The 21,711-nt window shown below is 58.3% G+C and carries 15 protein-coding genes, 1 tRNA gene, 1 pseudogene and 1 riboswitch; of the genes and pseudogenes, 12 read left to right on the forward strand and 5 right to left on the reverse strand.

Annotation, left to right across the window (positions count from 1 at the left end):
• The first annotated feature begins 63 nt into the window (after positions 1-63).
• The 8 genes and pseudogenes from amgK (at position 64) to ELB75_RS09790 (ending at position 8,752) form a co-directional block, all read left to right on the forward strand.
• Positions 64-1,068 carry an N-acetylmuramate/N-acetylglucosamine kinase AmgK gene (gene amgK, locus ELB75_RS09755; RefSeq protein WP_126983746.1) on the forward strand — a complete coding sequence of 335 codons (1,005 nt, stop codon included), beginning with the start codon at positions 64-66 and terminating at the stop codon, positions 1,066-1,068.
• A 226-nt stretch (positions 1,069-1,294) separates the two neighbouring features.
• Entirely contained in the window at positions 1,295-1,843 is a 549-nt protein-coding gene (locus ELB75_RS09760) for a YqgE/AlgH family protein (RefSeq protein ID WP_126983747.1), read from the forward strand.
• Positions 1,836-2,282, forward strand: a complete 447-nt coding sequence (gene ruvX / locus ELB75_RS09765; protein WP_126983748.1) for a Holliday junction resolvase RuvX — start codon at positions 1,836-1,838, stop codon at positions 2,280-2,282. Before ELB75_RS09760 ends, ruvX begins: the two co-directional genes overlap by 8 nt.
• A 136-nt stretch (positions 2,283-2,418) precedes the next feature.
• Positions 2,419-2,997 carry a hypothetical protein gene (locus ELB75_RS09770; protein WP_126983749.1) on the forward strand — a complete coding sequence of 193 codons (579 nt, stop codon included), beginning with the start codon at positions 2,419-2,421 and terminating at the stop codon, positions 2,995-2,997.
• A gap of 400 nt (positions 2,998-3,397) precedes the next feature.
• Positions 3,398-3,492: riboswitch (TPP riboswitch) on the forward strand.
• Between the two features lie 161 nt (positions 3,493-3,653).
• On the forward strand, positions 3,654-4,865 hold the full coding sequence (gene cytX, locus ELB75_RS09775; RefSeq protein WP_126983750.1) for a putative hydroxymethylpyrimidine transporter CytX: 1,212 nt from the start codon (positions 3,654-3,656) through the stop codon (positions 4,863-4,865).
• A gap of 295 nt (positions 4,866-5,160) precedes the next feature.
• Positions 5,161-6,714, forward strand: a complete 1,554-nt coding sequence (gpmI, locus tag ELB75_RS09780; protein ID WP_431306045.1) for a 2,3-bisphosphoglycerate-independent phosphoglycerate mutase — start codon at positions 5,161-5,163, stop codon at positions 6,712-6,714.
• 48 nt (positions 6,715-6,762) lie between these two features.
• Positions 6,763-7,364: pseudogene (locus ELB75_RS09785) on the forward strand (manganese efflux pump MntP).
• Between the two features lie 38 nt (positions 7,365-7,402).
• Positions 7,403-8,752 (forward strand): murein hydrolase activator EnvC family protein, encoded by a 1,350-nt coding sequence (locus tag ELB75_RS09790; protein ID WP_126983751.1) that lies wholly within the window; start codon positions 7,403-7,405, stop codon positions 8,750-8,752.
• A 78-nt stretch (positions 8,753-8,830) separates the two neighbouring features.
• On the opposite strand, the gene ELB75_RS09795 is transcribed toward ELB75_RS09790, so the two are convergent.
• On the reverse strand, positions 8,831-10,411 hold the full coding sequence (locus tag ELB75_RS09795; RefSeq protein WP_126983752.1) for a hypothetical protein: 1,581 nt from the start codon (positions 10,409-10,411) through the stop codon (positions 8,831-8,833).
• 281 nt (positions 10,412-10,692) lie between these two features.
• On the opposite strand from ELB75_RS09795, the gene ELB75_RS09800 reads away from it, so the two are divergent.
• The 3 genes from ELB75_RS09800 (at position 10,693) to ELB75_RS09815 (ending at position 14,014) form a co-directional block, all read left to right on the forward strand.
• Entirely contained in the window at positions 10,693-12,138 is a 1,446-nt protein-coding gene (locus ELB75_RS09800; RefSeq protein ID WP_126983753.1) for a S41 family peptidase, read from the forward strand.
• Between the two features lie 291 nt (positions 12,139-12,429).
• Positions 12,430-12,900, forward strand: coding sequence for an META domain-containing protein (locus ELB75_RS09805; protein WP_164726869.1), 471 nt, complete (start codon positions 12,430-12,432; stop codon positions 12,898-12,900).
• Between the two features lie 301 nt (positions 12,901-13,201).
• Positions 13,202-14,014 (forward strand): hypothetical protein, encoded by an 813-nt coding sequence (locus ELB75_RS09815; protein ID WP_126983756.1) that lies wholly within the window; start codon positions 13,202-13,204, stop codon positions 14,012-14,014.
• Between the two features lie 358 nt (positions 14,015-14,372).
• On the opposite strand, the gene ELB75_RS09820 is transcribed toward ELB75_RS09815, so the two are convergent.
• Positions 14,373-15,776, reverse strand: coding sequence for a chloride channel protein (locus ELB75_RS09820; protein ID WP_126983757.1), 1,404 nt, complete (start codon positions 15,774-15,776; stop codon positions 14,373-14,375).
• 284 nt (positions 15,777-16,060) lie between these two features.
• On the opposite strand from ELB75_RS09820, the gene ELB75_RS09825 reads away from it, so the two are divergent.
• Positions 16,061-16,154: transfer RNA gene (locus tag ELB75_RS09825), tRNA-Ser, on the forward strand.
• Positions 16,155-16,514: 360 nt separating this feature from the next.
• Here the strand turns inward: ELB75_RS09825 and ELB75_RS09830 are convergent.
• The 3 genes from ELB75_RS09830 to ELB75_RS09840 form a co-directional block, all read right to left on the reverse strand.
• Positions 16,515-18,770: a nitric-oxide reductase large subunit gene (locus tag ELB75_RS09830; protein WP_126983758.1), complete on the reverse strand. Its 2,256-nt coding sequence runs from the start codon at positions 18,768-18,770 to the stop codon at positions 16,515-16,517.
• Positions 18,771-18,999: 229 nt separating this feature from the next.
• A complete protein-coding gene (locus ELB75_RS09835; protein ID WP_126983759.1) occupies positions 19,000-19,608 on the reverse strand; it encodes an SMI1/KNR4 family protein in 609 nt (202 codons plus the stop codon).
• A gap of 177 nt (positions 19,609-19,785) precedes the next feature.
• Positions 19,786-21,435, reverse strand: coding sequence for an electron transfer flavoprotein-ubiquinone oxidoreductase (locus ELB75_RS09840; protein WP_126983760.1), 1,650 nt, complete (start codon positions 21,433-21,435; stop codon positions 19,786-19,788).
• Between the last annotated feature and the right edge of the window lie 276 nt (positions 21,436-21,711).

Genomic DNA, 21,711 nt, shown 5'->3' on the forward strand with positions numbered 1-21,711 from the left:
AAGAATCACCCCAATTTTTCACAGCGGGTTTAAAATGGCGCGTATTTTAACCCGAAAAACATCATGGAACGAGAAAAAGAATTGCAAAACTGGCTGCAGAAACGTTATCCGCAGCGGAGTTTCACCCTTTCCTTTGCCGCAGCGGATGCCGATTTCCGCCGCTATTTCCGCGCCGTATTCGAAAACGGCGAGAGCGTGGTCTGCATGGACGCGCCGCCCGATAAAATGAGCATCGAGCCTTATTTGCGCGTGCGCGAAATTTTTACCGCCGTACATGTGCCGCAAGTGTTCCACCACGATATCGAACACGGTTTCGCCGCCTTGGAAGACTTCGGCAAAGTGCCCTACTTGGCCGCACTGGAGCACGACACCCGTCCCGAAGTGCAGCGCGCCCTGCTTTTGGACGCACTCGACACACTGATCGAACTGCAAAAATCCAGCCGCCCCGGCGTGCTGCCCGAATACGACGAAGCCGTGATGCGCCGGGAAATGCAGCTGTTCCCCGATTGGTTTATGGCCAAAGAGCTGGGCAAAAGCTTGAACTTCAAACAGCAACAGCTGTGGCAGCAAACGCTCGACACCCTCCTGCCCGTGCTGACCGCCCAGCCGCAAGTGTATGTGCATCGCGATTTCATCGTACGCAACCTGATGCTCACCCCGGGCCGCCCCGGCGTGCTGGATTTCCAAGATGCGCTCTACGGCCCGATTACTTACGACCTGGTTTCTCTCCTGCGCGACGCATTTATCGAATGGGAAGAAGAGTTTGTGATCGATCTGGCTGTGCGCTACTGGGAAAAAGCCCGCGCCGCCGGCCTGCCCGTGCCCGCCGATTTCGACCGTTTCTACCGCGATTTCGAATGGATGGGTGTGCAGCGGCACTTGAAAGTGGCCGGTATTTTCGCCCGCCTGTGGCACCGCGACGGCAAAGGCAAATACCGCCCCGAAATCCCCCGCTTCCTCAACTACCTGCGCCGCACCGCCCGCCGCTACCGCGAACTCGCCCCGCTCTACACGCTCTTGCTCGAACTGGTGGGCGACGAAGAGCTGCAAACTGGCTACACGTTCTAGATTCTGCTTGCAAATCCATTTTCAGGTAGCCTCAAACCAAATTAAAGAGGCTACCTGAAACGGATAACAGCCATCCATACCGCCCAACTTCTTCTTAAATTTTCAGGTAGCCTCCCCCTGCGTAAAGGCTACCTGAAAATTCAAAGAAACCGAATCCCGCCTGCGGTATTAAATCGGCCATCGCCGCTATATAATCCAACCATTTCCACACACGCCGAAACCGATTATGGATTTAACCAACCATTTCCTCATCGCCATGCCCGATATGCAGGATAATTTCTTTGCCGAAAGCGTGGTGTATGTTTGCTCCTATTCCGCCGAAGGCTGCATGGGCGTGATCATCAACAAGCCCTCCCCGCTGCCGCTGCGGCAGATTCTTTCCGCCCAACAGCACACCGCGCCGCAGCATCTGTTTGACGACTGCATTTTCCTAGGCGGCCCGGTGCAGGTGGACCGCGGGTTTGTGCTGCACAGCCCGGCGGGCAACTGGACGAGCAGCATCATCGTGAGCGACAACCTCGCGCTCACCTCCTCCGGCGACATCCTTCCCCACCTGCACGACGAACAAAGCGTGAAACAGGCCATGCTGTTTATGGGCTACACTGGCTGGAGCGCTGGCCAGCTCGAGCGCGAGCTGGCGGAAAACAGCTGGCTCACCGTGCCCGCCAGCGAGCACATCATGTTCGGCATACCGCATGAGCAGCGCTACCAAGCCGCCATGTCGCTGCTCAACATCGCCCCCGAACAACTCATCCGAACCGGCGGCCATGCTTAACATCCCGCACGGCACCACGCTGGCCTTCGATTTCGGCGAAACCCGCATCGGCGTGGCGCAGGGCGACGCCGAAGTGGGCATCGCCCACCCGCTGGCCACCATCAGCGGCGAGGGTAACGACAAAAAATTCGCCGCCATCGCCGCCCTGGTGGACGAATGGCGGCCGGTGCAATTCGTGGTGGGGCTGCCGCTTTCCACTGACAGCAGCGAACACGAAATGACCCATCTGGCCCGCAAATTCGGCCGCCGCCTCAACGGCCGCTTCGGCCTGCCCGTGTATTGGGCAGACGAGCGGCTCACCTCGCTCTACGCCGCCGAACTCCTCAACCAAACCGGCCTGCGCGGCCGCAAACAAAAGCCTGTGCTCGACCAAGTGGCCGCGCAGGCGATTTTGCAGGGCTTCTTTGAAGGGGGCTGGGTGGAAGAGTTTCACGGCTAACAATATAAGGCTACCTGAAAATAGGAATGCGGTTTCAGGTAGCCTTTGGGCGTAAAGCAGGCATACGGCCAAACCGTTTTGCACTGCGCACCGCCCGACAACTTCCACATTCCTCATTCCAACAAAAGGATAAAACATGAAACACAGCAAAATGAAGCTAAAAACCTGGGCAGCTGCCCTGATGCTGCTTCCCGCCGTGGCACTGGCTGCGCCTGCCCAACGCGGTGGAGAAATCGTTTCCTTCGGCACACCGCCGGCAGGATTTGAAATCGGATATCGGGCTTCGCAAGGCGAGCAGACGATTGTGGAGTTGGTACCAAGAGGGCAAACGGTGCAGAATTGGGAGCGGATGGTTACCCTACAAACCTTCGCCGGTAACACCCGCTCGGTAATCGATTTCCGCCGCGCGGTGTCGGACGGCTGGCGGAGCGCCTGCCCGGGCGGCAACACAATCAATCTGAGCGAAGGGCAGGAAAACGGCTATCCCTTCGCTTTGTTGCAAATGAGCTGCGAGCACAACCCGCAAAGCGGCAGGCCGGAATATACTTGGATAAAAGCGATGCGAGGCGAACGCGCGCTTTATGTGGCGCAATATGCTTTCCGCCACTTGCCGAGTCGGGAGGAGCTGACTGATGCGGCACGCCGTCTGCGCGGCATGTCGCTGTGCGATACGCGGCCGGGCAGGGCGCGCCAGCATCCTTGCGGCCGTCGTTAGGAGTATGCAAAAGGCTACCTGAAAGCTCACTATATCCGCTTTCAGGTAGCCTCTAAGCTGAATGCTACCGCATTCTTGTCGGGTAGGGAATTGTCTGGTGTAGCAAAAGTTGAACTACGGTGATGTGGTAAGAGTTGGCTGAAGTTTTTCAGGTAGCCTGTGGGGGGAAGGGGCTACCTGAAAACTTATGTGCTGCTTCTCGACAGTTCTGAAGCCAAATAGCAATCTGCCCCGATTACTCCGTTTCGTTAGCATGCTTCCCGTTTGGATTTGCAGGTGTGCAGAAGCGCAACGGCTGGGTGTGGAAACATTGTTGCCGGTGGAATCATTTAACCATTTGACGTGTCGGCAGCCTTTGCTGCGGCGGCTTGAAAAAACAGGGCGGCAAGGTATAATCGCGCCCAATTAGTCGGGGTGCTGCCTTGGGCGGCTGAGAGGATACCCGTTGTACCTGATCCGGTTAACACCGGCGTAGGGAACTATCAGGCAGAGGATGCGGGCGGCGTGTGCCGTTCGGGTTGCTTTGCCCCATCCGGAACAGATGGTTTCTTCTCTGCTTTACGCTGCGCCCCGGCTTGGTATGCCGGGCTTTTTTGTGCGCGTTTGATACGCGGCTCGGCGGAGTAGTTTTTCAAATATAGAGAGGAAACAATTTGATGGAACAGCAAGCAGATAAACTTTCGGTTACCGCTTCGGCGGTGATTTGGTTTGGGGCGGCGGTGTCGGTAGCGGAAATCCTTACCGGCATGCTGTTTGCGCCGTTGGGTTGGCGCATGGGTCTTTTGGCAGTGGCTATCGGCCATGTGATCGGCGGGGTGCTGTTTTACCTGGCCGGGCTGATCGGGGCGCAAACGGGGCGCAGTGCGATGGAAACGGTACAGCTTTCCTTCGGCCGTCGCGGCTCGCTGCTGTTTGCTGCTGCCAACGTGGTGCAGCTGGTGGGCTGGACGGCGATTATGATTTTCACCGGGGCGCAGGCTGCGGCGGCGCTCACGGCTGGCTGGAGCGGGGCGCAGACAGTTTGGAGCGTGATTATCGGCGCGCTGATTTTGCTGTGGCTGCACATCGGGATGCGGAATTTCAGCAAAATCAATTTTGTGTCGATGGGCACGCTGTTTGCGCTCACGCTGTGGTTGAGTGTTCAGGTAGCCTCCGGAGAGCCGGCGGCAGCCGGGCAGGCGGATGCGGAGGCGATGAGTTTCGGGCTGGCGGTGGAGCTGGCGGCGGTAATGCCGCTGTCGTGGCTGCCGCTGGTGTCGGACTACACCCGCCGCACAGCCAAGGCGCGGGCGGCTACGCTTTCGGCTACGCTGGCTTATTTCTGCACCAGCTCGTGGATGTATGCCATCGGGCTGGCGGCGGCGCTATTTGCCGGACAGAGCGAAATCGCACCGATGCTGCAATATGCCGGGCTGGGCGCCGCCGGGATTTTGGTGGTGGTGTTGTCCACGGTGAGTACGACGTTTTTGGATGCGTATTCGGCCGGGGTGAGCTTTCACAGCATCAGCAGCCGCTTTGGTGAGGTGCCGGTGGCATCGGCGGTTACGCTGCTGGGCACGCTGCTGGCGCTGGTGTTTGATGTGAGCCGCTTTGAAGGGTTTCTGTATTTTATCGGCTCGGTGTTTGCGCCGATGATTGCGGTGCAGATTGCGGATTATTTTGTGCTGAAACGCAAACCGACTTCAGGGGAAGTGGATTGGGTGAGCCTGGCTTTGTGGCTGGTGGGTTTTGTGTTCTACCGCCAGATGCTGAAATGGCAGCCGCCGCTGGGCACCACGCTGCCGGTGATTGCGGCCACGTTTGCGCTGACGCTGCTGGTGCGCAAATTGCTGCCCTCGGCAGGCAAAGCGGCAGTACATGAAGGCTGAGCCAGGCAGAAAACATGGCTAAACAATGCTCTTTCGATACCCGGCGGCAAGCGGCAAATAGCACAGGCCGTGCGGCACGGCGAGCCAACCCGGTCGGATAGCGTGTGGATTGACTATAGTGAATTAACAAAAACCGGTACGGCGTTGGCTCGCCTTGCCGTAACGTGTGTACTGTCTGCGGCTCGCCGCCTTGTCCTGATTTTTGTTAATCCACTATATTAAAGGCTACCTGAAACCCGATTTGCTTTTTCAGGTAGCCCTTCACGCATTCAATTCCCACCCAATCCGCTATATAATGCCCATCCCCATTCCCAGCCCGGCGCATATCATGAGCAAGCTCACCAAACCCATCGTTCTTCTCATTCTCGACGGCTTCGGCCACCGCCCCGAAGGCGACGACAACTCCGTCCTCCTCGCCAACACCCCCAATCTCGACCGCCTCAAAGCCCAATACGCCTACGGCACGATCGACGCCTCCGAGCGCATGGTCGGCCTGCCCGTCGGCCAGTTCGGTAATTCCGAAGTGGGGCATTTGAACATCGGCGCCGGCCGCGTAGTGGCGCAAGACATCACCCGCATCGACATGGCCATCGAAAACGGCTCGCTCGCGCAAAACCCCGCCCTCACCGCCGCCTGGCAAAGCCCCACGAAAACCGTGCACCTGCTAGGCTGCTTCTCCGACGGCGGTGTGCACAGCCACATCAACCACTTCTTCGCCGTGGCCGATGCCGCCCTGGCCGCCGGTATGCAGAAAATCGTTTTCCACCCCTTCCTAGACGGCCGCGACACCCCGCCGCAAAGTGCGGAAGGCTACCTGAAAACCCTGCAAAGCTATTGCGAGCAACACCCGCAAGTGAAAGTGGGCTGCGTGGTCGGCCGCTTCTTCGCCATGGACCGCGACAACCGCTGGGAGCGCGTCGAGCAGGCCTACAACGCCTTGTTCGGCCAAGCCCCGTTCCGCGCCGATACGCCGCTGCAAGCCCTGGCCGCCGCCTATGAACGCGGCGAACACGACGAATTCGTGCAGCCCACCGTCATCGACCCAGCAGCCGCCCTGCACGACGGTGATGCGGTTGTCTTCATGAACTTCCGCGCCGACCGCGCCCGCGAGCTGACCCAAGCCCTGCTGTTCGACGATTTCCAAGGCTTCCAACGCCAGCAGCGCTTCCGCCCCGGCTATTTCACCTCGCTCACCAGCTACGGCAGCCAATACCGCTTCCCCGTGCTGTTTGCCCAAGAGAGCATCCGCAACGGCTTGGGCGAATACCTGTCTGCCCAAGGCATCAGCCAGCTGCGCATTGCCGAAACCGAGAAATATCCGCACGTTACCTACTTCCTCAGCGGCGGCCGCGAAGAACCCTATCCCGGCGAAGAGCGCATCCTCGTGCCCTCGCCCAAAGTCGCCACCTACGATTTGCAGCCCGAAATGAGTGCGCCGCAAGTGTGCCAACACATCCTCGACAGCCTCGCCGCCAAGCGTTTCGATGTGATTCTGTGCAACTTCGCCAACGGCGACATGGTCGGCCACAGCGGCGTGCTGGCCGCCACCATCAAAGCGGTGGAAACGCTCGACGACTGCGTGGGTAAAATCGTGGCTGCCGCCCAAGCAGCCGGCGGCGAAGTGCTGATTACCGCCGACCACGGCAACTGCGAGCAGATGTTCGACCCCGCCAACGGCCAGCCGCACACCCAGCACACCACCAACCCCGTGCCCTTCCTGTATGTCGGCCGCCCCGCCCGCATCAAGGCCGGTGGCGCGCTGAAAGACATCGCCCCCACCCTCCTCGCCATGCTCGGCCTGCCCAAGCCGCAGGAAATGAGCGGCGAGAGCCTGATTGAGTTTGTTTGACCGCCCAGCAGCAGGCTACCTGAAAGCTTCAGGTAGCCTCCACCCGCCATGAGCTTCCTCACCATCCTCGCCCTCGCCTTCGGCATGTCTATGGACGCCTTCGCCGCCGCCATCGCCCAAGGCGCCGCCATCGGCACGCCCACCCGCCGGGGCACGTTGCGCACCGCCGCTGTGTTTGGCAGCGTGGAAACCCTCACCCCGCTCATCGGCTGGGCAATCGGCTCCGTGGCACAACGCTACATCGCCGATTGGGACCACTGGGTCGCCTTCACCCTGCTGCTCCTGCTCGGCCTGCGCATGATTTACGGCGCGCTGCAGCCGGAACAGCCCGCCGGGGAACAATCTGAACAGGCACAGCCCGAAAGCGGCCAATCCGGCCGCCGCCCGCCGTCGCCGCTGATGCTTGTCGCCATCGCCTTCGCCACCAGCATCGACTCCCTGATCGTCGGCGGCGGCCTGGCTTCCTCGAAGTCAACATCCTGCTCACCGCCCTCACCATCGGCCTGGCCACCACCATCATGGCCGCCATCGGCCTGCGTTTGGGCAGCCTCCTGGGCAACGCCATCGGCAAACGTGCCGAAATCCTCGGCGGCCTCGTCCTCATCGGCATCGGCACGCTCATCCTTGCCGAACACCTCCATTTCCTCTAAATCCTTTCAGGTAGCCTCTCCTTTTTTCAGGTAGCCTCATGAAGCACAGCAAAATCCTCATCCTCCTCGCCCTCCTCTGCAGCGCCCTGCCCGCCGCCGCCGCACCCAAAGACGACCTGCGCCAAGTGCAGCGCGCCATCGGCGAGAGCAACCGCAAACTCCAACAGCAGCAAAGCGAACAGCGCCAGCTGCAAAGCAACATCCGCCAAACCCAAAGCGAACTCGACACCGTGCGCCGCGAGCTCGACCGCCTCACCCGCAGCCGCCAAACCGCCTGGCGCGAACTGCAAGCCATGCAGGCCAAGCTCGACAGCCTGCAAACCCGCATCCAAAACACCCAAGCCCAAGCCGCCCGCCTGCTCAACAGCCGTTATCGCAACCAGCAGCCCAACGCCGTAACCCTGTTCCTGCAAAACGCCGACCCCCAGCAGAAAGGCCGCCACCTCGAATACCTGCGCCACCTCAACCAAGCCAACGCCCGGGCCCTCACCCAACTGCAACACAACCGCCAAGAGCTCAAACAGCAGCAAGACAGCATCAGCGAGCAGCTCAAGCGGCTCGACGCCCTCAAACGCCAGCAGCAAACCACCGCCGCCCGCCTCGGCCGCCAACAGCAACAGCAGCAACGCCAACAGCAAAGTCTCGAACAAGACATCAGCCGCGAAACCGCCAAGCTGCAAACCCTGCGCCAAAACGAAAGCCGCCTCAACGGCCTCATCGCCAGCCTCAGCCGCCGCTCCGCCCAACGGCAGGAAGCCGAACGCCAGCGCCGCGCCCAAATCCTGCGCCAACGCCGCCAGCAGCAAGCCCAAAACGGCAACAAACCCGCCCCACGCTCCCAAAGGCTACCTGAAAACGAACACAACGGTTCGAACCAAAGCGATCTCCGTCCGAACGAAACCCGCCCCACCCCGCCCGAACAGCCGGACACCCCCAACCGCAACACCCTCACCGCCGAAGACCTCGCCCTCGAAGCCCCCGAAGCCCAAGAGCCGCAAAGCCACGGCTTCAGCCGCATGCAAGGCCGCCTGCAACGTCCCGCCGGCGGCAGCATCAGCGGCCGCTTCGGCCAAGCCCGCCCCGGCGGCGGCACCTGGAAAGGCCTCTTCATCAGCACCCCGCCCACCGCCGTGCGCAGCATCGCCGAAGGCGAAGTCGCCTACGCCGCCCCCCTGCAAGGCTACGGCAACACCGTTATCGTCGACCACGGCAGCGGCTACCTCAGCATCTACACCGGCCTCTCCCAAATCAGCGCCGGCGCAGGCAGCCGCGTATCCGCCCGCCAAACCATCGGCCGCAGCGGCAGCCTCCCCGACGGCGAAAACGGCCTCTACTTCGAAATCCGCTACCGCAACCAAGCCATGAACCCCGCCTCATGGGTAAACTAGCCAAACCGGTGGGCGAAAATTTCAGGTAGCCTTTAACCACTTAAAGGCTACCTGAAAAACCGATCTCTCATATTGTCACTACATTTTGCCTTCCCATTTAAGAGTCCACCAACCAGCACTTTCCTCATTGTCACGTGAAAATCGAAATACACCCCTATCAGAACGGATAATCATGCCACCATCACTGAGGGAAATTTGTTCGATATGCCCCGATTCCGATGGAGAAAACCACTGCTCCGGCAAATCCTTCCATTCCTCACCCTCTACCCATCCATAGTAGCTGGCTAAAATTTCCCCGCTGCCCCGACGCAGCAGGACTGCATAAAATATCTCTCTATCCTTACCATGTGCAGCTTTTACTGCCAATGCATAATCTCCCGAACAGAAAGCAGCAACATCGTTAAACCGAGGTCGGAGAGACAAATTAGTATTGGTAAGAACAATATTGTCGAATTGTGTAACTTGCTCCGGATTTAGACCAAACGGCAGCGAATAGGCCTGCCTTACACACCGCGCCTTGCCGTCAAACTCCAAAGGCTTTGGCAGCGTAAATGGCTTTTCAGGCCGCAACTCATTTAATAACCCTGGTATTTCGGAAGTGAAATTGGGGTAAAGCCTTCTTTTCCTTACGATGGCCGGTGCATACCAAATATTTCGGTTTTGTTTGCGGTCGGCAATATATTGGATTATCTCCCCCGGCTCGCCCTGACGGCTGGGACGGATACCGTATACAAAATTACCACGCCTACCGCGGCTGGGTGCGATGGAGAGAAGCTCATATCTTTCATGAAATAGATAGCCGCGATAAATAAACCGATTAGGGGTATAGCCAGTTCGCTCCACACCGGCTATGTGAATTTCTGGCTCATTATCTGACCGATCAAATTGAACATCCGCTGCCAGCTCCACAATTGTCCCCGACGGCAAAGGCAACTTCTCTGGCGGCGGCAGATAGGGAACGCCGGACGGAGTGAACATACCGAACGCAGCGCCAAGCGGCATAATCGGAACACCAATCGGAGTTATCTCCACGAAAGCAGTAGCTTGCGGTAGGTAATGTTTGCGTTCGTCGCTGTTGGCGGAACGCCATTGGTATTCACGCAGCAGCAACAACGAAACCGTTATTAAAGTAAATATTGTTATGTATGGTAGCAGCGTATGAAACACCGAGCGATAACGGCGCTTATCCCACGATGCCCCTGCCAGCAAAACCATCGCCGCCCCCCACACTATCGCGCCCCAGCCCCATGCCACTACATTACGGGTTCCGCCATTCTCATCTATCATTACTTCCCGTAAAGTGAAAGTACACAAAGCCAATCCAACCATCAGGAAAACCGACTCCTTAACCCTAACGCCGGACAGCAACCTCAACCACACCCATACATAGACAAAATTGGCATATACGGCAAGACCGCTGATGCCATTCATCCAGGCAAGTGGGCTTACCATCAAAATCATCAAGCCATACCATTCCGGATCTGTTTCCCCACTGATAAAGAACCCCGGCATAAAAATCGATAATACCAGCAACACTGCCGAAACGTAGCATAACGGCCTGGCATGCCTCAATTCTTCAACCGACATGGTTTTTTTCACCGGTTTCTTATGTATCCGTACACGCACCATATGATTTCCCAAAAAATGATTAAAATGCATGATTACCGAAGTAGGAAGGAAGAATAACAGAAATCACCCGTCCCCGCTGAAAGGCTGCCTGAAAATTTGGCATGATCCCATCTTATTCAATTTATTCCAAGTAGCCCCACCCAAAATCTCCGTTTAACATTTATTTTCCCCCACCCCCTTGCTGGAACAAGCAAATTTGCCTAAAGTTCAGCCTTTCGAGCCACACGGCAGGCTACCTGAAAAAACACAGCTACCGCCACCGCCGATTATCCGGGCTCAGATTAACAAAACCTGAAAGACCAACACCCATTATGTCCAACAACACCTTCAAAAAAATCGCCCTCTACACCCTGGGCACCTTCACCGGCATCGCCGTGAGCCTGAGCATGCAGAGCTTTGCCGAAACCCGCAGCCAGCAGCCCCTGCCGGTGGATTCACTGCGCACCATGGCCGAAGTGTACAGCCAGGTGAAAGCCAACTACTATCAAGACAAAACCGACGATGAAATCCTCGAAGGCGCGCTCAAAGGCATGGTTTCCAACCTCGACCCGCACTCCGAGTATATGAACCTCAAAGACTACGCCGATATGCAGGAATCCACCAAAGGCGAATTCGGCGGCCTGGGCATGGAAGTGGGCAGCGAAGACGGCTTCGTTAAAGTGGTCTCCCCGATTGAAGACACCCCCGCCGAACGCGCCGGCATCAAAAGCGGCGACTACATCATCAAAATCGACGATGCCTCCACCCGCAGCATGAGCGTAAACGATGCCGTGAAACGCATGCGCGGCGAGCCGGGCACCAAAATCACCCTCACCCTCCTCCGCAAAGACACGCCCCAGCCCATCGTGGTTACCCTCACCCGCGCCATCATCAAAGTGCGCAGCGTGCGCCACGACCTCATCGAACCCGGCTACGGCTATTTGCGCATCAGCCAATTCCAAGAGCGCACCGTGCCCGCCATGGCCGAAGCCCTGCAAGCCATGCACCGCACCAACGGCGGCCCGCTCAAAGGCCTCATCATCGACCTGCGCGACGACCCCGGCGGCCTGCTCAACGGCGCCGTGGGCGTATCCGCCGCCTTCCTGCAAAACGGCCAGCTCGTGGTGAGTACCAAAGGCCGCGACGGCAAAGAAAACATGAACCTCAAAGCCCAGCCCACCGACTACCAAATCGGCAACAGCAAAGACCCGCTTGCCGGCCTGCCTGCCGAATTTAAAACCATCCCCATCACCGTGTTGGTCAATTCCGGTTCCGCCTCCGCCTCCGAAATCGTGGCCGGTGCCCTGCAAGACCACAAACGCGCCGTGATTGTGGGCACGCAAAGCTTCGGCAAAGGCTCCGTACAATCCGTGATGCCCCTTTCCAACGGCGGCGCGCTGAGAATCACCACCCAGCTCTACTACACCCCCAATGGCCGCTCCATCCAAGCCCAAGGCATCGTGCCCGACGTGGAAGTGGCCGATAAAACCCGCCGTTACGAAAGCCGGGAAGCCGACCTCTCCGGCCACCTGAGCAACCCCAACGGCGGCAACGAAGTGCGCGGCCGCACGCTGAACAACCACAGCGCCGAAAACAAAGCCGCCTCCGAGCCCGCCGCCAAAGACGAGGCTGATAACAACCCCGCCACCCGCTACAAACCCAATCCGGCCAAAGACGACCAACTGCGCCGCGCTTTGGAACTGGTGAAAGCCCCGCAACAATGGCGCGCCGCCCTAGGCCAAGCCGCCACCCGCCCGGCCAAACCGATTGAGCACTAAGCGGATTAGGCAAGCAAACAAAGGCTACCTGAAAATTTTCAGGTAGCCTTTTACGTTGATGCGGCCCACACCACGTTTTCCAAAATATAGCGGAATAAAAAAGTAGGACAAAGCGTCTAGCCGCAGCAAGTATAAGCAGCACGGCAAAGCAAACCAACGCGCAGCGGCGTTCCTTTTCAACCCGCTATAAATGCCCGCCCCATTGCCTTATATCAACACCGAACCGCATCCCCTAGTGTACAATACAACACATTGTATTAAATGCTTTTCAACCAGATAGGAGCCCATGCAATGAAACCGATTTATCTCGCCGCCTTCCTACTCGCCGCCTGCGCCGCCCGCCCCAATCCGGCCGACAGCGCCCCCCCGCCCCCCGCCGCCCCTGAGCAGCCTGCTCCCGTGGCGCGGCCTGTTGCCACAGCGCCCAATGCAACCGCAACCGAACTCTCCCGCCACGGCTGGCGCATCACCCGCATCGGCCGCCACGCCGCCAACGGATCGTTGGCGTTCAACGCCAACAATCGCGTAAACGCCTCGTTCGGCTGTAATTCCCTATCCGGCCACTTCAGCCACCAAGGCCAAACCCTGCAAATCGGCGAGCTCGCCACCACGCTGATGCTCTGCCCGCCGAATGTTCAGGCGCAGGAAGAATGGCTCTCAGCCGCCTTTGCTCGCACCGCCGCCTACCGCATCAACGGCAATAAGCTGGAACTGCTCGACCGCAGGCAGCATGTCATCCTGCAAGCCGAACCGGCACGCTAAGCCCCAATCAGGCTACCTGAAGATGGTTTTTCAGGTAGCCTGATTGGGGCTGTTGACAGCTGCTTTTCCAAGCGGATTTTTGCCCCAAAGGCAGCAGATTCAAGTCGGAAACCGCAGTAAGGTTGAGCACCTTGCGAGGATTTCCAAAGCGGAAGATGCCGCCTTTGGGGTAAAAGATGCGGAAACAAGCAATTGCCAACAGCCCCTAACATCAGAAAAGATTAGTTAAACCCCGGCACATTGGCTATAATCTCGCCCTACTTTTTCCTTCATCAACTGTCTACCCGGCCAGGAGCATGCCATGCAAAAACTCGCCCTCATCACACTCGCCGTTCTAACCGCCGCCCCCGTATTGGCCGAGCCTGCCGAAGAATGGCTGCCCGAAGCACAAAAAATCAACCGCCAGATTATGCAGGAAAAAGACCCGAAAGCCCGCGAAATCCAGGTTTTTCAAGACAAATTGGCACAAAATCAAAATAAAGGCCACAGCATCCGTCTCGAAAGTGGCAAAGCCTACACCTTCTTTGCCGACTGCGACCGCCAATGTACCGACATCGACATCAAGCTGACCGATAGCAACGACAAAACCATCAAAGAAGATAAAGACGACAATGATAGCCCCGTCATCCACAGCGCTATTACAACCGGCGGCAGCTATACCCTCAACATCCGCATGAACAAATGCGAAGCCGCCACCGGCTGCAGCTACAGCATCCAAGCCTTCGAATACAGCCCTTGGCTGCCTCAGGCTCAAGAGGCACGCCGGAAAGCGATGCAAAACCACGACCCAAGATCCCGTCAAGTACGGCTGTTTAGTGGCCGTGCCGCCCGCGAGCAAGAGCAAAGCCACCAAGTGCAGCTCACCGCAGGCAAATACTACAGCTTCTTTGCCGATTGCGACTACGCTTGCAACGACATCGACCTTGCCCTCAAATCAGCCGACGGCCAAGTGATCAAAGAAGACAGCGAAGAAGACGACTACCCCATGTTCGGCTGGCGTGCCAACCGCACCGGCAGCTACACCCTCACGGTTATCATGCCCAAATGCAGCACCGAACAATGCGAATACAGCAGCCAAGTATTCATGGGCACCAAACCCGTGTTTGACCGCTAAACCCGAGCGCACTTAAATAAAGGCTACCTGAAAATCCGGAGCATCCGATTTTTCAGGTAGCCTCTTTACATGCCCGCGGCGCAGACAACCCATTGCCCACACAAAAAGCATATCGGCTTGAATAGCCCGGCAGCCCGTTAAAACATTCCAAACAGCACCGGCCAGATGGCTTGGTATGCCCAACGAATCCTTCGATACGGCCAAATATAGTGAATTAACAAAAACCAGTACAGCGTTGGCTTGCCTTGCCGTAACGTGTGCACTGTCTGCGGCTCGCCGCCTTGTCCTGATTTTTGTTAATCCACAATAAAAGGCTACCTGAAAACCAAGCAAAACACTTTTCAGGTAGCCTCTAGCATTACTTTGCCGCCGTTTCCGCCTGCCTTGCCGCCCCTTCCCGCAGCAGCTCCTCACGCACGCGCTGGCGGAAACGCCCCGCCGCGAAATGGTAGAACGGCTGCGGGCAAAACTGGCGGGCAATCACCGAAGCGGCAATCGACGACACCAGCATCCAAAACAGCAGCGACTGGCTGCCCGTCATTTCCATCACCACCACGCTGGCCGTGAGCGGCGCCTGCGTGGCCGCCGCCAAAAACGCAGCCATACACAGCAAGGCCAAAATCGCCGCCGGAGCTTCCGTACCGGCAATTTGTGCGATGTGTACGCCCAAGAGTGCGCCGATGGCCAGCGAAGGCGTGAAAATCCCGCCCGGAATGCCCGCCCAATAAGAAAGCACCGTGGCCGCCCACTTCGCCCCGGCCAGGCCGTAGGCCAAATCCGTCTGCCCATGCAGCGCGGCCGCCGCCACATCATAGCCCGTGCCGTAGGTTTGCCCGTCAAACAGCACGCCCAAAGCGGCCAGCATCAGGCCGAACACGCCCGCCAGCCAAATCGGGTGGCGGCGCATCCAATTGCGCCATTGCGGCAACGCCAGCCAGGTTGCGCCCTTGCTTAAAAAACGCGCAAACAGCCCGCCCGCCACGCCGCACACTGCGGCACACAGCAAAGCCCAGCGCAGCATGTGCTCCGCCGGCTGCCCGGCATGAAAGCCATGAAAATAAGTGCTGTTGCCCTCAATCGCCACCAAAAAGAAGCCCGAAGCCAGCACACCGATAAAAATCTGCCGCTCCCAATGCAGCGACACCGAACGCCCCAGCTCCTCAATCGCAAAAATCACCCCGGCCAGCGGCGCATTGAATGCCGCCGCCAAACCACCCGCCGCACCGGCCGCCAGCAATTCCTTGTCTTGCAAGCGCTTGAATGCCAAATTGTAGCGTTTGCACCAAGAACCCCAGGCCAGCATCACCGCCGCACCCACTTGCACCGAAGGCCCTTCGCGCCCGATGGACGCCCCGGCCAGCATGCCCAAAAACGTGAGCGGGATTTTCCAAACCGTGCGCCCCAAGGCCACCAAACGGTTGCCGCCCTTCACTTTCGGCATCGACAGCATGGCCAGCACCTGCGGAATCCCGCTGCCCGCCGTATAGGGCGCATAACGGCGCGTGAACCACACAATCAGCATCATCGCCGCCGGCAGCACCGCAAACGCCGCCAGCGGATACTGCCGCGACCACTCGCGGTTCAGATGCAGCGCGTAATCCGCCAGCCTGGCAAAACCCAGCGACACCAGCGACACCAAAGCCGCCCCCATCAACAGCAAAACCACCGCCGCCGTTTTGCGCGACAGGCGCTGAGTCTGCTTGATTTTGTGCGACAGCGCCCTGCCGATGCCGCTGCTGAGCTTCAAACCCAATCGTTTCATATTGATCTATCCGTTGCAGCCGGGGGATCTGCCTGTTGGCAAACGCCATTCCCAAACCGCAATAGCTCGTTAAACTAACAAAACATTTCTTTGCATATTATAGCAAATAGTAATAAAACGGCAGGCTGATTCGCATTTACGCCGCTCATCCGTTGCAAACTGCCTGCGGCCATGCCAACTAAAAATCTTTACGCTTCAACCCCATCAAACTGAAAAATCCCCATTTGGCGCAAAATATCTTGCCTTTTGGGCACGCTTCCTATATTATCCGCCGTTCCGAACACGGAGTAGTGGCTGAGAGGCTGAAGGCACACCCCTGCTAAGGGTGCATATGGGCTAAAACCTGTATCGAGGGTTCGAATCCCTCCTACTCCGCCAGTTTAAAACTCCCCAATCCGCAAGATTGGGGAGTTTACTTTTGCCTGTTTGATGCGTAAGCTTTCAGGTAGCCTCCAGACAACAGGCTACCTGAAAACTGCGAAGGCTGCTTTTTCAGGTAGCCTGCTATCCAGTCTTAAAGCCCATTTGGCAGACAATCCCATACCAAGCAAATAGACACTCACTCCAACAAGTAGCCACCCGCTCCATATAACAAAATCAGCCCAGCAACATCGAACCAATCCACAAAGGCTACCTGAAAACCAAATCAAGCAATCCACTGCTTACTGCCAAGCCATCAAAAAAGGCTACCTGAAGTTTCAGGTAGCCTTTTCTTCAATCAAGGTTCAAGCGGCGGCATTACGCAGTTTTCTTGCCGGTGCCTTTGCTGAACACGATTTTAGTCGCCTGCCAAGCCACGCAGCAGCCGCCGGCGATGAATACCAAGTCGGAAATGGTGCGAATCCAACGCAGCATCACCAGCGAATCCTGCTGCATGAAGCCTTCGCTTCGGGCCATCCACAAACCGTCGTGAATAGCGGCATAAATTTGAATTACACCGGCGGGCAGCAGGCTGGTGGCGATCATGCCCACCAGGCCGAGGTTCAGCATCCAGAAACCGTAGCTCATCAGTTTTTCTTCAAACTCATAGTCCGGTTTCAGGTAGCGTGCCACCAGCAGCACGAAGCCCAAGGCGAGGAAGCCGTATACACCGAACAGAGCGGCATGGGCGTGCACGGCGGTGGTGTTCAAGCCTTGCAGGTAGAAGAGTGACAGCGGCGGGTTGATCAGGAAGCCGAACACGCCGGCGCCGATCATATTCCAGAAAGCCACGGCCACGAAGCACATCAGCGGCCAGCGCAGGCGTTTCATCCACGGGGTGGCGTGCTGGTAGGCCCAGTGTTCATGCGCCTCTTTGCCCAGCAAAATCAGCGGCACCACTTCCAAAGCAGAGAAGCAGGCGCCCACGGCCAGAATCGGCGTGGTGGTACCGGCGAAATACAGGTGGTGGAACGTGCCAGGCACGCCGCCGACCATAAACAGCGAAGCGGCAACCAACGAGGCCACGGTGGCCGATTTGCGGCTCACCAAACCCAGGTTGTAGAAAATGAAGGCCAGCGCCACGGTGGCGAACACTTCAAAGAAGCCTTCCACCCACAGGTGCACCACCCACCAGCGCCAGTAGTCCATCACGGTGAGGCTGTCGTGCTCGCCGTAGAACAGGCCGGGTGCGTAGAACACGCCCACGCCCACCATGGAGGCCACGAAAATGGCCAGCAGGTTTTTGTCGGCGTTTTTGTCTTTAAACGCAGACACGGTGCAGCGCAGCATCAGGAACAGCCACAGCAGGAGGCCGACCATCAGCAGAATCTGCCAGAAGCGGCCCAAATCCAAGTATTCGTAGCCTTGGTGGCCGAACCAGAAATTCAGGTGCGCGGGCATGGCGTGGCTCAAGGCCAGGAAGTTGCCGCCGTAAGAGCCGCCCACCACGATAAACAGCGCCACAAACAGCGCGTTTACGCCGAGCGCCTGGAATTTCGGATCTTTGCCGCCGTTTACCACCGGAGCCAGGAACAGGCCGGCGGTGAGGAAGCCGGTGGCAATCCAGAAGATGGCGGATTGCAAGTGCCAAGTGCGCACCAGCGCATAGGGGAACCAGTCAGACAGCGGAATGCCGAAGAAACGCTGGCCTTCCACGGTGTAGTGCGCGGTGAGGCCGCCGAGCAGAATCTGCACGATAAACAGCGCCACGGTGAGGAACACATATTTGCCCAGCGCGCGTTGCGAAGGCGTGAGCTGTACTTTGCTGACCGGGTCGGTATCCGGCAGCTGCAGCTCGCCTTCCTCTTTGTGCAGGAAAGACCAGCCCCACACCAAGAGGCCGATACCGGACAGCAGGAACACGATACTGGCCACAGACCACATCACGTTTTCCGTGGTCGGCACGTTGTTGATCAAGGGTTCGTGCGGCCAGTTGTTGGTGTAGGTGGCATCGTGGTTCGGGCGGTTGGTGGCGGCAGCCCAAGACGTCCAGAAGAAGAAATTGGCCAGGCGCTGGCGGCGGGTTTCATCCGGCAGCGTGTTGTTTTTCATCGCGAAGTGCTCGCGGGTTTTCTCCATTGACGGATCATTGCCGTACAGCTTGATGTAGTATGGGGCAACCGCTTCAATGGCTTTGATGCGGGTGTCGCTCAACACCACTTTGCCGTCGGCGCCCATGCGGCTGCCGTTGCGGTATTCTTCCGTGAGCGCGGCTTTCAGCGCAGCCTGTTGGTCGGCATTGAGCTCGTCGAACATCTTGCCGTGCTGCTCTTGCGCGCTGATGTTCAACCAAGCCACCAATTCGCGGTGCAGCCAGTCGGCCGTCCAGTCGGGGGCTTGGTAAGCACCGTGGCCGAGAATCGAGCCCAACTCCATGCCGCCGGTGCTCTGCCAGGCAGACTGGCCGGCCAGCACGTCGTCTTTGCTGATTACGGTTTTGCCGTCGGCCGATACATAGGCTTCCGGGAACGGAGGTGCCTGACGGTATACCTCCACGCCCAAATAGCCCAATATTGAAAAGGTTATCGTCAAAACTGCGATGAGCGACAACCATAATTTCTTATATTGTCCCATTATTAATCCTCTAAAATTGGTTTGTGGTGATTTCAAACTGATGCCGCCGCCCGGGCAAGAAACTGCCCGAAACGAGGTCACCTGTTCCCATTGCTACTATAGCCATTTCTTGTCATGAAATATCTAGCTAAAAAGTATTAATTTACGTCAACAGGCTGGCGGCAAAACAAAAAACCGTATTCTTGAGAATACGGTTTTTCAGGTAGCCTTCGTTTTTCAAACAACCCGCTCACGGGTGTGCGCAATCCCGCAATTCCTTCGCGCGGCAGGGATTGTGTTTCAGCAATACCGCCGCGCAGGCGGCCTCGTCGGCACAATCTTCCCAGCCGTCGGCATCCCGCACATAGATGCCTGCCGTCCGATGGCATTCCAGCTTGGCTTCAAGCATCGCGTGCAGGCTGTCGTAGCACAAGATAGCGCCGTGGAAGTCGAACCACACCGGGGCGCGGGGCTGCTCCGTATCGCCGCATTCGACGCAGTAAAACTCGCCCTCAAACTCGAACACCGGCAGCAACCGCGGCTCGAACACGGGGAAATCCGGCTCTTGGCGGTTGGTTTCCATGCGCCATGCCCACTCGGCCAGCGCCGCTTCCACGGGAAGGAAGCAATGGTAATTAAACAGCGGTGTGTCTAAGGGCTGTGTGTCTGGCTGCACACTGCCGTTGTGCCAGCCGTAGAGGGTAAACCATTCCTGCGGCGGCCGGAGGGCGAAACCGGCGGCATCCAGTTTGGCCTGTAAATCCGCATGGCTCAAACCGGCCTGCAGGCTGGCCGGAAAATGCGGGTCGTGTTTCGCAGCGATGGCGGTAAGTTCGGTGAGGGTGTGGTGAAATTGCATGGGGCTACCTGAAAAAGCAGATGTGGGTTAAAACGTGTTGCCGTTGGTTTCTCAGGTAGCCTTTCCGGCACCCCGTATGCCGTCAAATGGCTGGCTGGAAAGTGGGGTCAACCGTTTTCAGGTAGCCTGTTGCCATCGAGGCTACCTGAAAAAGAGGCTACCTAAAACTTACCGCCGCTACATCTCGCCGTAGTTCGGCCCGCCGCCGCCTTCGGGGCAGGTCCAGGTGATGTTGGCGGCGGGGTCTTTGATGTCGCAGGTTTTGCAATGGATGCAGTCGGCAGCGTGGATTTGCAAACGTGGCTGGCCGTTTTCCTGCACAATTTCATACACGCCGGCAGGGCAGTAGCGCGTTTCGGGTGCGGCAAAGCGGCCATAGCCCACCTCGATGGCGGCCTGTTCGCTGGCAAGCTTCAAATGCACCGGCTGGTTTTCTTCGTGGTGGGTGTTGGCCAGATACACGCTGCTGGCGCGGTCGAACGACACTTGGCCGTCCGGTTTGGGGTATTCGATGGGGCGGCACGCAGCGGCAGGCTTCAAGCTCTCGCGGTCGCTGCCGTGGTGGCTGATGGTCCACGGGGCGCGGCCGCGGAACAGATACGCATCCAGCGCGTTGAGCCCCATGGCCGGCCAAAAGCCCCATTTGAAGGCGGGGCGGATATTGCGGGCGCGGTAGAGCTCGTCGTGCAGCCAGGATTGTCGGAAGGCTTCGGCATAGGCTGCGGCTTCAACGCCCTCTTCCGCCGCACTGTTTTGCAGCACGCCGAACACGGCTTCGGCAGCCAGCATGGCCGATTTCATGGCGGTGTGCGCGCCTTTGATGCTGGGCACGTTGAGGAAACCCGCCGCATCGCCCACCAGCACACCGCCGGGGAAAGTGAGCTTGGGCAGGCTCTGCAAACCGCCCTCAACCAGCGCGCGTGCGCCATAGGCAATGCGCCGCCCGCCTTCAAACACGAGGCGGATAGTAGGATGGGTTTTAAACCGTTGAAACTCTTCAAACGGCGAGAGATAGGGGTTTTGATAGTCCAGCCCAACCACAAAGCCGACAGCCACTTTGTTTTCCGCCAAATGGTAGAGGAAAGAGCCGCCGTAGGTGCGGGCATCCAGCGGCCAGCCCACGGTGTGCATCACGTTGCCGGGCTGCGACTGCTCGGGCCGCACTTCCCAAATCTCCTTCACACCCAGGCCGTAGGTTTGCGGCTGGCTGTGTTGGTCTAATTGGAACTTGGCAATCAGTTGTTCAGACAGCGAACCGCGGCAGCCTTCGGCAAACACCGTCTGCCGACCCCACAGCTCCATGCCGGGCTGGTAGGCGTCGGTGGGCCGGCCGTCTTTGCCGATGCCCATATCGCCAGTGGCGATGCCTTTCACACTGCCGTCTTCCCGATACAGCACTTCGGCGGCGGCAAAGCCGGGATAAATCTCCACACCCAAACCTTCGGCCTGCCCGGCCAGCCAGCGGCAGAGCATGCCCAAACTGATGATGTAGTTGCCCTGATTGTGGAAGCTGGGCGGCAGGGGCAGCGGCAGCGAGGATTGGCGCGTGAGGAAAAGCAGCCGCTCGCCTTTCACCGGCTGCTTGAGCGGCGCACCGCGCTCGCGCCAATCGGGCAGCAGCTCGTTCAGCGCCTTGGGGTTGAACACCGCGCCCGACAAAATATGCGCGCCCACTTCCGAGCCTTTTTCCACCACGCACACGCTGATGTCGCCGCCCGCCTCGGCCGCGAGCTGCTTGAGCCGTATCGCCGCCGACAGCCCGGCCACGCCCGCGCCCACGATTACCACGTCATATTGCATACTCTCGCGTGTTGTTTGTTCTGTCATCTCTGCCAAACTTTCCTGTATTCGGGCGCTTTCCGCCCGTTTCCATACTCAAAACCGAAGGCGCGATTTTACCACTTCGCCCGCCCTCCGCGTTGCTTTTGAGGCTACCTGAAAACAGGTTGGGGCCTTCAAGCTCCCGAATCCGACACTTCAAATGTAACGGTTTGCCGGACAACGCTATCCGGCCTGCAAGGCTTCCGCTTTGGGGCTGCCTGAAATTCCGAAAGGCTACCTGAAAACGGATTAGGGTTTTCAGGTAGCCTTTCGCAGCGAATA

It is taken from the genome of Eikenella corrodens (assembly GCF_003990355.1).
Lineage (GTDB): Bacteria > Pseudomonadota > Gammaproteobacteria > Burkholderiales > Neisseriaceae > Eikenella > Eikenella corrodens_B.

Coding starts and splice junctions, on each gene's coding strand:
- ELB75_RS09795 (WP_126983752.1), bottom strand. CDS start 10,411: ATGCATTTTAATCATTTTTTGGGAAATCATATGGTGCGTGTACGGATA.
- ELB75_RS09835 (WP_126983759.1), bottom strand. CDS start 19,608: ATGCAATTTCACCACACCCTCACCGAACTTACCGCCATCGCTGCGAAA.
- ELB75_RS09830 (WP_126983758.1), bottom strand. CDS start 18,770: ATGGGACAATATAAGAAATTATGGTTGTCGCTCATCGCAGTTTTGACG.
- amgK (WP_126983746.1), top strand. CDS start 64: ATGGAACGAGAAAAAGAATTGCAAAACTGGCTGCAGAAACGTTATCCG.
- ELB75_RS09840 (WP_126983760.1), bottom strand. CDS start 21,435: ATGACAGAACAAACAACACGCGAGAGTATGCAATATGACGTGGTAATC.
- ELB75_RS09790 (WP_126983751.1), top strand. CDS start 7,403: ATGAAGCACAGCAAAATCCTCATCCTCCTCGCCCTCCTCTGCAGCGCC.
- ELB75_RS09805 (WP_164726869.1), top strand. CDS start 12,430: ATGAAACCGATTTATCTCGCCGCCTTCCTACTCGCCGCCTGCGCCGCC.
- gpmI (WP_431306045.1), top strand. CDS start 5,161: ATGCCCATCCCCATTCCCAGCCCGGCGCATATCATGAGCAAGCTCACC.
- cytX (WP_126983750.1), top strand. CDS start 3,654: ATGGAACAGCAAGCAGATAAACTTTCGGTTACCGCTTCGGCGGTGATT.
- ruvX (WP_126983748.1), top strand. CDS start 1,836: ATGCTTAACATCCCGCACGGCACCACGCTGGCCTTCGATTTCGGCGAA.
- ELB75_RS09815 (WP_126983756.1), top strand. CDS start 13,202: ATGCAAAAACTCGCCCTCATCACACTCGCCGTTCTAACCGCCGCCCCC.
- ELB75_RS09760 (WP_126983747.1), top strand. CDS start 1,295: ATGGATTTAACCAACCATTTCCTCATCGCCATGCCCGATATGCAGGAT.
- ELB75_RS09820 (WP_126983757.1), bottom strand. CDS start 15,776: ATGAAACGATTGGGTTTGAAGCTCAGCAGCGGCATCGGCAGGGCGCTG.
- ELB75_RS09770 (WP_126983749.1), top strand. CDS start 2,419: ATGAAACACAGCAAAATGAAGCTAAAAACCTGGGCAGCTGCCCTGATG.
- ELB75_RS09800 (WP_126983753.1), top strand. CDS start 10,693: ATGTCCAACAACACCTTCAAAAAAATCGCCCTCTACACCCTGGGCACC.